The organism is Candidatus Protofrankia datiscae (assembly GCF_000177615.2).
In the GTDB taxonomy this organism is placed as follows: Bacteria; Actinomycetota; Actinomycetes; order Frankiales; family Frankiaceae; genus Protofrankia; species Protofrankia coriariae.
On record NC_015656.1, the window covers coordinates 1,357,569 to 1,370,154 of the forward strand.

Annotated in this window: 11 protein-coding genes and 1 pseudogene; 6 read left to right on the forward strand and 6 right to left on the reverse strand. The window is 69.5% G+C overall.

The genetic code is table 11. From position 1 onward, the window contains the following. Window positions 1-32: 32 nt before the first annotated feature. The 3 genes from FSYMDG_RS05615 (at window position 33) to tyrS (ending at window position 2,348) form a co-directional block, all read left to right on the forward strand. Window positions 33-293, forward strand: a complete 261-nt coding sequence (locus FSYMDG_RS05615; protein ID WP_013872625.1) for a pilus biosynthesis protein HicB — start codon at window positions 33-35, stop codon at window positions 291-293. Further along, window positions 290-601, forward strand: a complete 312-nt coding sequence (locus FSYMDG_RS05620) for a type II toxin-antitoxin system PemK/MazF family toxin (protein ID WP_043603057.1) — start codon at window positions 290-292, stop codon at window positions 599-601. The genes FSYMDG_RS05615 and FSYMDG_RS05620 overlap by 4 nt, the downstream gene beginning before the upstream one ends. Window positions 602-944: 343 nt before the next feature. Further along, the gene (gene tyrS, locus FSYMDG_RS05625) at window positions 945-2,348 is read left to right on the forward strand and encodes a tyrosine--tRNA ligase (RefSeq protein WP_013872627.1); all 1,404 of its coding nucleotides are present in this window, start codon (window positions 945-947) and stop codon (window positions 2,346-2,348) included. Window positions 2,349-2,397: 49 nt separating this feature from the next. Here the strand turns inward: tyrS and FSYMDG_RS05630 are convergent, their stop codons facing one another. Further along, on the reverse strand, window positions 2,398-2,934 hold the full coding sequence (locus tag FSYMDG_RS05630; RefSeq protein WP_085948588.1) for a MarR family winged helix-turn-helix transcriptional regulator: 537 nt from the start codon (window positions 2,932-2,934) through the stop codon (window positions 2,398-2,400). Window positions 2,935-3,112: 178 nt separating this feature from the next. On the opposite strand from FSYMDG_RS05630, the gene FSYMDG_RS05635 reads away from it, so the two are divergent. Continuing rightward, window positions 3,113-3,745: an FMN-dependent NADH-azoreductase gene (locus FSYMDG_RS05635; RefSeq protein WP_013872629.1), complete on the forward strand. Its 633-nt coding sequence runs from the start codon at window positions 3,113-3,115 to the stop codon at window positions 3,743-3,745. 201 nt (window positions 3,746-3,946) lie between these two features. On the opposite strand, the pseudogene FSYMDG_RS05640 reads toward FSYMDG_RS05635, so the two are convergent. Continuing rightward, window positions 3,947-5,338 (reverse strand): annotated as a pseudogene (locus tag FSYMDG_RS05640) (FAD-binding oxidoreductase). 309 nt (window positions 5,339-5,647) lie between these two features. Here FSYMDG_RS05640 and dapF point away from each other — a divergent pair. Further along, the gene (gene dapF / locus FSYMDG_RS05645) at window positions 5,648-6,646 is read left to right on the forward strand and encodes a diaminopimelate epimerase (RefSeq protein ID WP_013872630.1); all 999 of its coding nucleotides are present in this window, start codon (window positions 5,648-5,650) and stop codon (window positions 6,644-6,646) included. A gap of 219 nt (window positions 6,647-6,865) precedes the next feature. On the opposite strand, the gene FSYMDG_RS05650 is transcribed toward dapF, so the two are convergent. After that, window positions 6,866-7,300 (reverse strand): CBS domain-containing protein, encoded by a 435-nt coding sequence (locus FSYMDG_RS05650; RefSeq protein ID WP_013872631.1) that lies wholly within the window; start codon window positions 7,298-7,300, stop codon window positions 6,866-6,868. An 802-nt stretch (window positions 7,301-8,102) separates the two neighbouring features. Between FSYMDG_RS05650 and FSYMDG_RS05655 the strand changes: the two genes are divergently transcribed. Next, the gene (locus FSYMDG_RS05655; RefSeq protein ID WP_013872632.1) at window positions 8,103-8,846 is read left to right on the forward strand and encodes a hypothetical protein; all 744 of its coding nucleotides are present in this window, start codon (window positions 8,103-8,105) and stop codon (window positions 8,844-8,846) included. A gap of 119 nt (window positions 8,847-8,965) precedes the next feature. Here FSYMDG_RS05655 and FSYMDG_RS05660 read toward each other — a convergent pair whose 3' ends face one another. The 3 genes from FSYMDG_RS05660 to FSYMDG_RS05670 form a co-directional block, all read right to left on the reverse strand. Beyond that, window positions 8,966-9,694, reverse strand: a complete 729-nt coding sequence (locus FSYMDG_RS05660; protein ID WP_013872633.1) for a hypothetical protein — start codon at window positions 9,692-9,694, stop codon at window positions 8,966-8,968. A gap of 233 nt (window positions 9,695-9,927) precedes the next feature. Further along, the gene (locus tag FSYMDG_RS05665) at window positions 9,928-10,317 is read right to left on the reverse strand and encodes a hypothetical protein (protein ID WP_013872634.1); all 390 of its coding nucleotides are present in this window, start codon (window positions 10,315-10,317) and stop codon (window positions 9,928-9,930) included. 100 nt (window positions 10,318-10,417) lie between these two features. After that, window positions 10,418-12,325 carry a DUF4012 domain-containing protein gene (locus tag FSYMDG_RS05670; protein WP_013872635.1) on the reverse strand — a complete coding sequence of 636 codons (1,908 nt, stop codon included), beginning with the start codon at window positions 12,323-12,325 and terminating at the stop codon, window positions 10,418-10,420. Between the last annotated feature and the right edge of the window lie 261 nt (window positions 12,326-12,586).

Consider the following 12,586-nt stretch of genomic DNA (forward strand, 5'->3'; position numbering starts at 1 on the left):
GGTTGCTGTCATATCTTGCTAGCATGTCGGGCATGACGCGTACGATCACACTTCGGCTCTCGGACGAGGCGTACGAGGCGGTCAGGCGGTATGCCGAGGCCGAGCACACCTCGATGAACGCCTGGGTCGAGGGTGTGCTCGACGCTGAGGACATGCGCCGGCGCTGCGCCGCGCACGGAGCCTGGGTGCAGGCCAATCCGGCGGTGGCTCGTGCCGCTCTCGCCTTCGGCGAAGCCAACCAGCGGGCTCTCGCGACGGCGGGGCTGCCCAACCTCGCGGGCACCACCGAGTGAGATCACCGCGGCGCGGCGAGGTCTGGACCGTGGGCACCGGCCCCGCGCCGCAGGTGGTGCTGGTCATCAGCTCCACGGTCTACAACGAGATCGTCGATGAACCGACCGTGCTGGTCGCCCTGGTCGTGGAGCACGCTACCGACGAGGGGTTCTGCGTCGACCTCGGTGAGGGGCAGTGGGCGGTGATGGGTCTGGTCACGTTTGTGGCCAAGGCTGGTCTGGGCGAATGCCTGCGTCGGGTCGACACTCAGACGCTGACCAACGCCAACACCATGCTGTTCAAGATTTTGGCCACGCCCGAACGCTGACTCGGCGGCACTCTCCTGTCCGCCCTGTCCGCGGTGACCACACCAGGAGCCAGGCGCGATCGGTGTCGTACGGGCGGTGCGGGGCAGGCTCGGAAGTGAGCTCTGAAGCAGCTCGGAAGTCCGTCGCTTCAGAGCCTGTTGTCGAGTTCGGCCGCGGGGCGGATGGCGGCTGGCGGGCGTGGGCGGGGTCGAGCGGGGCGCTGGCGTGCCACTGCTTCAGTTTATGATGATCATATGTCTAATTGATAAAAATCATATACTGAATTCGGCTTCATCCAGGAAGAATTATCCGGGCGTGGCGCCGTTAGGATGGCAGGCACACCCCACGTCCCGGAGAGCTTCGATGACTCGACTGAGCACGTCCGTTGATCGTGCCACGGCTCTGCTCGCGAACGCGAACCTCACCGCGGACGCGGTCGTGCGCGAACTGCTGGAGGCGACGAACGAGCGCCGGGGCACCGACCTGTCGGACCTGTCGCCGGCCGAGCAGGCCGCGCTCATCGCCCAGCGCTCCCAGCGGCTCCAGCCGTCGGCGGACGCCCTGGCCGAACGGATCGTGGAGGCGGCGAAGAAGGACAGGCCGTTCATCGCCAAGTTCGGCATCGACCCGACCGGTCACGAGGTCCACCTGGGCCACGCGGTGCCGATGCTCATCCTCAGCCGCTTCCAGCGGATGGGGCACGAGGTGGTGTTCATCGTCGGTGACGTGACCGCCAAGATCGGTGATCCCAGCGGCCGTTCCGACGAGCGGCCCGCGCTGACCGACGAGGACATCGTCCGCAACCTTGCCACCTACCGTGAGCAGGTCGCTCCGTTCTTCGACTTCACCCGCGCCCGGTTCCGCCGCAACGGCGACTGGCTGCGGGAGGTCAAACTGCCGCAGCTGATCGAGATTGCCGCGCAGATCCCCGTCTCGATGTCGTTGCAGCGCGAGGACTTCCGCAAGCGGCTCGACGCCGGGCAGGGGCTCTCCCTGGCCGAGGTGCTCTACAGCGTGGTCATGGCGCTGGACTCGGTGGAGATCAACACCGACCTGGAGGTCGGCGGCATCGACCAGTTCCTCAACATGCAGATGTGCCGGCACGTGATGCACATCCGCGGGCAGGTACCCGAGCTGGTGGTCGCCACCTCGCTGATCGAGGGCACCGACGGCACCGGGGCCAAGATGAGCAAGTCCAGGGGCAACTACGTGCCGTTGACGGCGCCGGCCGGCGAGATCTTCGGGAAGATCATGTCCGTGCCGGACCGGCTCGTGACGCCCTACTTCCAGGCGCTGAGCGAGTGGCTCGACTCCGAGTTGGCCGTCGCCGAGGAGCGGCTGGCCGCCGGGTCGCTGCATCCGATGGACCTCAAGAAGATTCTCGCGGGCGAGGTCACCGCCGCCGTCCACGGCGTCGACGCCGCGATGAAGGCGCGGGAGGAGTTCGTCGCCCGTTTCTCCCGGCGCGCTTTCGGCGACGTCGAGAACCTGCCCGAGGTCGCCGACCTGGGGCAGTCGGTGACCGATGCGGTGAAGGCGCTGGGCTTCGCCAGGAGCAACGGTGACGTCCGCCGCGTCGCCCAGCAGAACGGGCTGCGCCTCGTCGTCGAGGCCGAGGGCGGCCAGGAGCAGATCACGCTCACCGCGGACGAGGCCCGCGAGCCCCTCATGGCCCTGGTCAAGGACAAGCTCGGCGAGCGGCCCGGCGACTACTACCTCAAGGTCGGCCGCAAACTCGCCCGGATCACCGCGTCGACGCACGGGTAGCGGACGGTTCGCGGCGTCCCGGCCGCGGCCTTGCGAAGCCGAACCCGCTTCAGGCGGGGCGCCGGCTCCGCTTCTGGTCTGTCTCGGCATCTTTCAGGCAGGGTTCCGGAGACTGGCCGGCCGGGAGCAGGCCGATGACCACGCGCCGCAACATGGCGGTGAGGGACTCCTGCTCGTCGATGCTCAACGGGGCGAGGACCTGTTGTTTGGCCACGTCCAGACGTGCCGTCATCTCCTCGTGCTGGCGCAACCCGGTGTCGGTCGGCCGGATGAGCCTGGCCCGTCGGTCGGCCGGGTCGGGACATCGCTTGACCAGGCCGCCGCGTTCGAGGTCGTCGATGAGCCGCACCATGACCGACCGGTCGATGCCGAGGCGGCGGGCGACCTCCAGTTGGTTACGAGAACAGCCATTCGCGGTTGCGGAAAGTACATGCAGGCCGCGAAGGCCCCCAGGGAAGTCTCCGACGGTTTCCTGCGCGGCATCCAGGAAGCCGTTCAGGACCTGGGTCAGCAGCCAGCCAAGGTCTTCGTGGACTTCTTCCGGCAGCTCGGTGGCCGAGGCTGTGCCCGTCCGCGATCCCGACATCGCCTTCGACGTCTCCCTTGACGTCTCCCGCGCGTCCGAGTGCTCCACCCCCCCATCCTACTGCTTGCGATCTGAGATATTCTCCATCGGCGATACGTGTGGTCGCAGACGATCGTGACTGCACACCGTTTTATCGCGCATCTGTTGGCTCGACTGTCGGCCCGATCAAGGGGATCACATGTCCACACTCCTGCACATCGACTCAAGCGTCAGCCCGACCTCGGAGTCCCGGGCTTTTGCCGGCCGCTTCGCCACCGCCTGGAGCGAGAACCACCCCGGCGGCACTGTGACCTACCGTGACCTCGCAGCCAACCCGCCCTCGCACCTCGGCTGGGACGGTGTCAGCGCCTCGGTGACCCCGGCGGACGCGCGGTCGCCGGAGCAGGCCGCGGCCTGGGCCGAGCGTGAGGAACTCATCGCCGAGCTTGAGGCGGCGGACGCTCTGCTGCTGTCCGTCCCGATGTACAACTGGTCGATCACGTCGACGCTCAAGGCGTGGATCGACGCCGTCATCGTCGTCGACCGGACCGTCAGCCTGTCGGGCGGGCCCAGCGTGCTGGACGGCAAGCCGGTCACGGTCATCACCGCCCGTGGCGGGGCGTACGGCCCGGGCACTCCCCAGGAGGGCAACGACCACCAGGAGCCCTACCTGCGTCACGTGCTCACCGCGCTCGGCGCGACCGACATCAACTTCATCCACGTCGAGCTGACGCTGGCCGCGGTCAACCCGGCCCTGGCCGACCTCATCCCACTCGCCGAGCAGTCCCGCGATGCCGCGGAGAAGGCAGTGGCCGCCCGCGCGGCAGCCTAGCCAGAAAAGATAGCCGCGAGTTTGTCGTCGTGTACGCCGACGGGGCCGAAAAGCGTACCGAACGACAAACTCTTCTGGATCATGCTCCGTACGGGTGGGCGGGGATGAGCCGGCCGGCGCGCCTGAGGTGTTCGTGCTCGGGCGCGCCGGTTGTCCAGCGCTAGGCGCGGGGAAGTCGGGAAGCCCGGGAAATCGCGGGCCTCACGGGCGCAGCGGCAGGGCCTTGCCGGGGTTGAGGATGCCGGTCGGGTCGAACGCCTGTTTGATCGAGGTGTGCAGCGACCGCGCCACCGGGTCCAGTTCGTCGGCCAGGCCGCGGCGCTTGAGCACACCGACACCGTGTTCGCCGCTGACCGTCCCACCGACCCGCAGCGCGAGGCCGAGCAGGTCGTCGAACGCGGCGAGCGCGCGCCGGTCAGCGTCCGGATCGTCACGCGGATACACGATCATCGGATGCAGGTTGCCGTCCCCGGCATGGCCGAAGGTGCCGATCACGACGTCCCTGGTCGTGGCGATGCGTTCGACGCCACTGATCGTCTCGACGATGCGTGAGCGCGGTACGGCGATGTCGTCGAGCAGTCACGCGCCGAGGCGTTCCAGTGCGGGGAAGGCGAGCCGGCGGGCGGCCAGCAGCATGTCGGCCTGCGCCGCGTCCTCCGAACGGTAACTCTCGGTAGCGCCGGCGGCTTCGCAGACGCTGACGACGGCCTCGGCCTCGGCCGTGCCGGCCTGCCCCGGCAGGTCGCTCTGGGCGAGGAGCAGTGCGGCGGCGGAGGCGTCCAGGCCCATGGGCTGGAATCGTTCGACCGCGGCGAGCGTCGTCGCGTCCATCAGCTCCAGCAGGGACGGCGTGGCGACATTCATGATCTTTTCGGCCGCCCGGCCGGCGCTGGCCAGGTCCGGGAACACCGCGACCGTGGTGGTCGGCGCGGCGGGCAGCGGACGCAGCCGCAGCCGGGCCTCGGTGATCACGCCAAGGGTGCCCTCGCTGCCGACGAACAGGCTGACCAGGTCGTAGCCGGCCACCCCCTTGAGGGCCCGGCGCCCGACCCGGGTGACCCGCCCGTCGGCCAGCACCACCTCGAGGCCGAGCACGGAGTCCCGGGTGCTGCCGTACTTCACACAGCACAGGCCACCGGCGTTCGTCGCGATGTTGCCACCGATGGTGCACCAGTCCCGGGACGCTGGATCCGGCGCGTACCACAGGCCGTGGGCGGCGGCGGCCTCGCGTAGCCGCTGGTTGATCACCCCGGGTTCGACGACCGCGTACCCGTCGGCGGGGCGGATGTCGCGGATGGCGTCCATCCGCTCCAGGCACAGCAGCACACACCCGTCGATCGCGTTGGCCCCGCCGGACAGCCCCGAGCCCGCGCCGCGGGGGACCACCGGCACGCCCCGGCCGTGCGCGACGCGCATCACCGCCTGGACCTGCTCGGTGCCGCGGGGGAAGACGGCGACGGCCGGCTGTCCGGCCTCCGTCCCGCTGGCCTGGTCATGACGGTAGGAGACGAGCAGATCCGGTTCTGTCACCACGGCGCCGTCCGGCAGTTCCGCCGCAAGGGCCGCGGCCAGTATTTCCCCGGTTGTCCGCATCGATGTCACCCGCTGACAGTAGAACGTGCACGGGAAGCGGCGTCTGGTGTGGGCGCTGCCCCGCCTTCCCAGCTGCCGGCGGTGGCCTTGCCGGGCGCCCAGGAAAGATCGAGCGGCCGCGGCCCTGTCTTTCCGGAGGCCTCGAGAGGCGGCCCCGGCCGCACTTCGGGCGCCCGGCGCTCCGGCTCCGGCCGGCCGCCCGGGTGGAATGCTCTGGCCGCCCGGCGATGATGATTCCGCGACCGGCGGCCGCGTCCGGTCCGGCCCGGGGACATATAGTGTCCGTGGACGCCGGCCGGGAGGGTTCGCATGAAATTCGAGCTGTTGAAGGCACACGGTTCCAGCAACGACATATTCATTGTGGACGGCCGGCCCGAGCGGATTTTCTCGACACCGGCCGAGGTGGCGGATTTCGTCCGGCTCGTCTGTGACCGGCAGGGCCCGCTGGGCGGTGACGGCCTATATTTCGTCGATGATTCACGGGCGGTACCGGAGGCGTTCTTCTTCAATCCGGACGGGTCGTCGGCCAAACTGTGCGGCAACGGCCTGCGGTGCGTCGGCCGGCTTGTCCTCGAACGCCGGGAAGCCGACGCGCTGGACGTCTCGACAGGTGGCGGGCGGTTCCGGGTCGAGCGGATCCCGCAGGTGGCCGCCGGGGTGTGGAGCGTGGCCGTCGAGCTTCCCCCGGTGACGTTCCGCGCGGCTGACGTCCCTGTCGTGACCACGGGCGCCGAGCACGTCGACACGGTCATTCCGACGCTGCACCCGGCGCTGCGTTTCACCGGGGTCGCCGTTCCCAATTCGCACCTGGTCGCGGTCGTCGACGACTACGACGAGAACGAGCTGGTCGCGGTGGGCGGCGCGGCGGCAGGCCTGCCGGTGGTTCTCCCGGCGGGCGCCAACGTGTCGTTTGTCCGGCCGCTCACCGCACCGGGGGAGATATTCGTTCGTACCTTCGAGCGCGGCGCCGGGCTGACGCCGTCCTGCGGCTCCGGCGTGGTCGCGTCCCGTGCGGTGTACTCGCGGCTCGGCCACGCCCCGGCGGACGAGCCGCTGCTGGTCCGCAACCCGGGCGGATGCGCGCGGTCCTTTCTCACGCCCGCCGCGGACGGCGCCCTGACCCCTCGGCTGGAGGGGAACGCGACCTTTGTCTACCGCGCCGTCGTCGACCTGGAACAGCTTGCGCATGCCGAACCGGGGGATCTGGACATCGACGTGCTGACCGACGAGATCTCCGCCTACGCACTGTTCCACGAGGACAACCTGCGGGCGATCCGCGCCGCCGGGATAACCCAGCCAGAGCGGTAGGTGAAACAAGCCGCCATGGCAGCGTTTTCCACCTACGCGTTCCGTGCCTGTCGGTGGAAAACGCTGTCACGGCAGCAGTTCTCACCTACAACCAGCGGTTGCAGGTCGAAGCGGTAGGTGGAAAGCGTCGTCGTGGTGGCGCCTTCCACCTACCCGAATACCATCTACCCGAGTGCCGTGTACCGGAGTGCCGTGTGCCCGAACGGCACGGATGGTTTCTCAGGCGGGGCGGTCGCTGGGGCCTGACTTGATGGCCTCCACCAACTGGCCCAGCTTCTCCTCGGGCAGATTCCTCGCGAGGTCCGATTCGCTGATCATTCCTACCAGCTGGTTGTTGTCGATGACAGGCAGCCTTTTGATCCGGTGCTCCATCATCTGTTGCAGGACCTCGTCGACGTTCGCGTCCGCGTCGATGTAGAACGGCCTGCCCTGGCCGAGTTCCCTGGCCCGGGTCGTCGCCGGGTCCCTTCCCTCGGCGAGACATCTGATCACAATGTCGCGGTCGGTGATGATGCCCTGCAGCCTGTTGTCGTCGCCGCAGATCGGCAGGGCACCGACACCGAGATCCCGCATCCTGCGGGCGGCGTCGACGAGGGTCTCGCTCTCACCGATGCACTCGGCGTCTCGATGCATGATCTCTTGTGCCGTGGTCATGCGACTCCCTTCTGCGCGCCCGCGTTCTCGCTGCGCGCTCGCATCTGCGTGACCGCCTGGTGGTGCCACCACGTGAGGTGGCCCGTGCCGCCGGGAGCCCCCGGGCGTATGGGAGGCCGGGGACTCCCGGCTGGGTTGGTGGTACCCCGTCATCTGAGGTTGCATGCTGTGTGCGGATATGTTCACGCGTGTGACATGCCTGGTCGCGGGGACGATCTGTGATTGATTGTCGCCACGACAGGACGCTTGTCGGCCTGGTGACAGACAGGCACGGGAGGCTGATGACAGGCCAGGATCTGGCCGGGACCGGATCGGGGTCAAAGGACTGGTAGCACTATGACACAGGCCACAAAAACATCGATCCTGGATCGTCCGGCGGCAGCACGGAAAGCAGCGGGACGCCGGGGACCGGCGGGCTGGCGACCCCCTCCGCCGCCAGCCCGCCGGTTTCGGGCTATCTCTTCTCCCCCGGTACTGCCCCCCCACCTCGGCCCCCCAGTCGAGGTACGCCCCGGCATCCTTGCGGTGCCTGCCGGTGGGCGCAGAACAGATCCTGCCGGGCCCACGGGCACCCGAACAGAGCGCCCCCGCACCGGAGCAGGGGTGCTCCCCTTGAGGTCCGGGCGGCCCGGGCCCCGGGAGCGTTCTCAGGATCGCCGTCGAGCGGGGCGGGGCGTCCCGGTGAACTGTCCGGACCAGCCGCTGGAAGAAGGCGGTCCGGACGGTGATTCGGACATGACAGCCAGCGGGTCTTTTCGTAGCTAGGCTCATCGGGTCGGCATGAAAGGGGCGGCGAAGACGCATGGTCCCACGAGGGATACCGGACGCGGCAACACCGGCGGTCGTCGCGAGGATCGTCGCGGGCGGACGGAGATGGAATCTCGGAGCAGGTCGGCGGCTGACCTTCGGTCGGGCCGGCTGTGACATCCCGTTCGGGGCCGATCCACAGGATCTGCTTGTCTCCCGCCGGGCCGGGACGCTGGCCGAGAGCGAAGGCGCGATCGTCATCAGCAACACCGGTCGGCATCCCCTGCTCCTGCTGACCGCCAGCGGCGACACTCATCACATCGTGTCGCCGGGCACGGCGCTGTCCGCGGGGCTGGCCGAATTCCACATCGTCGCCGTTGGCACGGACGGCGAGCGCCACCAGATCGACGTCGTCCACCATCGCCGGCAGCAGGTGCACCGCGATCAGGACACGATGCAGATCTCCGTCCGCCTCACCCAGACCGAACGTCTGCTGCTGGTGGCTCTCTGCGAACCGCGGCTGCGCACCGGCGACAACCACGCGCCGTTCGCCACGTACCGGGAGATCGCCCGGCGGGTCAACCGCGACGACAACTATGTCCGCTCGCGGCTTGCCACCGTTCGTAGCAACCTTGCCGGGCAGGGGATACCCGGGTTGCTGCGGGACGAGCCGGGACCGGCGTCGCGCCGGTTGCCCGACTACATCGTCCGGCTCGGCGAATGGGTGATCGCCGCTGCTCTCGTGACCGTGGACGACCTTGAGTTACTGAGCCCGGACGGCTCCGGACGACAGGGTTAGGCCGTCCCTGACGGATACTGGTCGACTTATTGGTCGGCTGCTGGTCGATGTTCGGTCGCCCGGGCGTGGCCCGCGCGACCGAACATCCGTCAGGAACGGCCTGGAGCGTCAGGCACCGCCTATGCCGTGCCTGGTGGACGGTGGTGGTCGTCCGGGCGTGACCCGGGCGACCGCGGATCCGTTGGAGATGGCCCGCCGGCGACGGCTTGGGCCGCCGGTGAGGGCGTGTCCCGGTCCCGGGCTCGGTGGCGCAGCGAGCGGAAGAACACGCCGCCACCGATCAGGGCCGCGACGGCCGCCGCGAGCACACCGGCCTGGGTACCGGAAACCGGAAGGGCGCCGTCCGCGTCCCCGCCGGCCTCCCCGGCTGTGTCCGCGTCGTCGGCGCTGGCCGCGGCACCGGAAGAGTCCACCCAGACCATGCCGACGGCCTTGCGCTCCTCGGCGTCGGCCGGCTGTGCCCCGATGCCGCCGCCGGCCGGCCCGGCATACGACGCCGCGTCAACCGCATCCTTCGGCGTTCCGCTGGCGGTCAGATAGTGATCCCCCTGGGTGGGCAGGGTCAGCCGGATCGCGAAGCCGCCCGCGTTGTCCGCGGTCACGGTCCGGGTGCGCGCGCCGTTGTCGTCGATGGTGACTGTGCTGCCCGGCGCGAAGCCGCAACTGCTGAAGAGCACCGACCCGCCTGCCAGGACCCGTTCGGGATCAACCGAAGCGAAGCTGACCGGGCCGGCGCAGTCGGGAAGCTGTTCCTGCAACTGCTGGGCGGTGGCCGGCGATCCCAGTGTCGCGCTGAGGGCCAGGCCGCCGCCGAGCAGCAGGGTGACGGCAACCACCCGGAAGTTCATGGAGATCCTCCTCCTGCCGAGATGTCGTCAGGGGCAGGTGCTGTCAGGGGCAGGTGACGTGGGGGAACTACGTGAGGGGACGGCGTGGGGGCGTGGGGGACTTGACCCGAGATCGGCGCACCACCCTGGGCCGCGTCCGATGGATCTTCAATCGCGTGGACGGCGTCCGGGCAACCACCCTCCATCGGACACGGCCTGGGCCGACGTTCCGGTCACGGGCCGGGCAGCCGTTGTCAGCCGGCGCGGACCCGGACGATCGCAACGGTGACCCGCAGCTGTCCACCGGGGGCCTGGCCGACGGCGGTGAGCCTGAACACACCACGCGTGGGCGGGGCCGTCAGCGTGGCCTCGAAGAGACCGCTACCGTCCGCAGTCGTGCTCCCGTAGTACTGGAAGTTGCTGTAGAGCTGGACGGTCGAGCCGGGCGTGTAACCACATCCACTGAAGGTGAAGGACGCGTTGGTCACGACCGGGCTTGGTGTCACCGTGCCTCTGTCCAGGAAGCCGGTGCACCGGAAGGGGGGTGGATAGGACTGGGCGACGGCTGGGGATGCCGATGTCACGCCGAGCGCCAGCAGACAGCCGGCGGCGAGCAGGGCCGCTCCCAATCGACGGAATCTCATGGATGTACTCCCACTGTCGGACCTGCTGGTATAAGCAGCCTGAACATGAACACTGTCAGCTTATAGATCGCTACTTTCCGTGTCTACGCTGCTGGGCGTGTCATTCAGGATTCCGTGACCAGGGGGAGACAGAACGTATACCTGATGTGGTGACGGTTTCAGGAACGGCCAGCGGTTGCGGCCGCAGGAGCAGGGTCGCTCTGGCCACCGGTTCCCAGATCCGCAACACCAGCGTGCGGGTCTGCCCACGGTCGAGCGGGAGGGGCGTCGAAAGCACCGGATGGCCCCGCTCGGCGTCGCGGTGCAGGTGAACGGGCAGCCCGTCCAGGGTGGCCGCCTGTAGCCCGCTGCCCACGCCGGTGTACACCGCCAGCGACAGCAGGTTCTGCGCATCCGGATTGCCGGCCGGGGGCGCACCCTGCCCGCCGGCGCCAGGCTGACCAGGAACAGGCTGGTCGCTCCGGTTGCGGACGTAGGCGCTCAGGCCGGCCGGGGCCGCGTTCGTGAGCCGTATCGTGATCGTCACGTCCGCGGAGCCGTCGGGACGACGGACACTGCGGTAGTCGGTGTTGCGCCGCAGCCAGTAGTCGAGTTTGCTGGCCGCGGCATTCTGCGTCACCACCGCGAGATAGGGGCCGTCACCGTCGGGGAGCGCACCGCCCAGCGCGGTCGTCTCAAGGATTTCCTGTTCCGCCGGATGGTTGCTGGATACCAGCAGGCGCCCCTCGGTGGCGGCCCGCCCCAGCGCGGACAGCAGTGCCGAGGTGTTTCCCGCGCCGGACGCGACCGCGTCGTAGACAGCCCGCCCCACGGAGGCGAAGAAGGCGTCCCGCTGCCAGACGTCGCCGATCTCGGCGTACGCCCGTGACTCCACGAGTTCGACGAGCGAGCCGGCCGAAATGCTCCGCCCACCCGGCAGAACCGCCGGCTTTGTCGCGGCAAGCAGGTAGGACAGCGTTGTCGGATCGATGCTGATCGTCCCGTCGACGCGCACACCCGTGCCCGCCTGGTAGAGCGCCGTGTAGAAGCTGCCGACGGTCGGGTAGTGCGGGGTGAGGTTGGCGTTGGCCCAGACCTGGGTCGGCTGCGCGTCCGCGTACATGTCCTCGAGCTCGGGCGGGAGCGCCATGGCCGGCACCCGCTGGGTCGGCCCACCGGGCAGGTAGCCGTTGCCGGAGATGCCGGTGAGCCCAAGCCTGCCGTCGACGGCGGTCAGCAGGCCGAAGGCCCCGATGATGCCCCCGGTGGCCCGGGACTCGGCCGGGTTCTGGACGACCAGCAGGTAGCGGCGCGGCCCGTCAGCACCCATCATCGGCGGCACCAGCCGGGTCACCAGCTCCAGCGTCGCGGCGGCGCGCTCGAGCCGTTCGGCGTGGCGCAGACCGGCCTCGCGGGCGTCGGCGAGCCCGAGGCGGGCTCCGATCGCCCCGCAACTCGGCGTCGCCGCGAGCCGCCGGTGGAACTGGCTGATCGCGGCGTGCGTGGACGCGGCGGCCGGGCGGGCGGCCGCGATCCGGCCGGTGTCGATGGTGGTGCCGGTGCGCAGGGCGTCCAGGTCGAGGACGGATCCCGTGGGGTCCAGCAGGGGGCGCGAGTCCTGGAGCAACTGGTCCAGTGCGGTCACCATGGAGCGGACGGACCGGGCAGGGCAGCCGATCGTCGGGACATGGACGGTCAGCGCCCACAGCGGGTCACCGGTCAGCTTCCGGGCGGCCGCGGTCTCCGTGCCGATCGTGTTCACCCGGGCGCGCAGCGCGGCGCCGGACAGTCTGTCGCCGGCCCGCAGCGCCTGGTCCAGCGCGGTGATTTCGTTCTGGACGGTCCGCAGATGCGATCGCGCGAGTAGGCCGCGTACCGCTGTCCACGACACCGCCAGCGCCAGGAGCAGCACGAACACGGCTATGCCGAGCAGCGGCAGCCGCGCTCTGCCCAGCCGCAGCCGGGCCCGCTCCAGCGGCGAAGGCTGCGCCGCGTCCGCGTCCGCGGCCCGGGCCGGAGGCGTGGTCACCGTCGACGCGGCTCCGGCCCGGGCGACAGCCGCGGCCCTGAGGGCGGCTTGGATCCGGCGGCGATCACGGCCGCCGTCACGAGCGGGAACTCTCGCCCTTTGGCAACCTTCTGTTTCTTCATGGCTCCGCAGCGTAATAACTGCGGATGGTGGGTGTACAGACCGGCCCCGTGCCAGTTGCCGCGTCTGATTGCTTTCAGTTCTATGTTGTCACGGATTGGTTGTCACGGATTGCCGCGCCGACCTGGCGAGCTGTGCCCG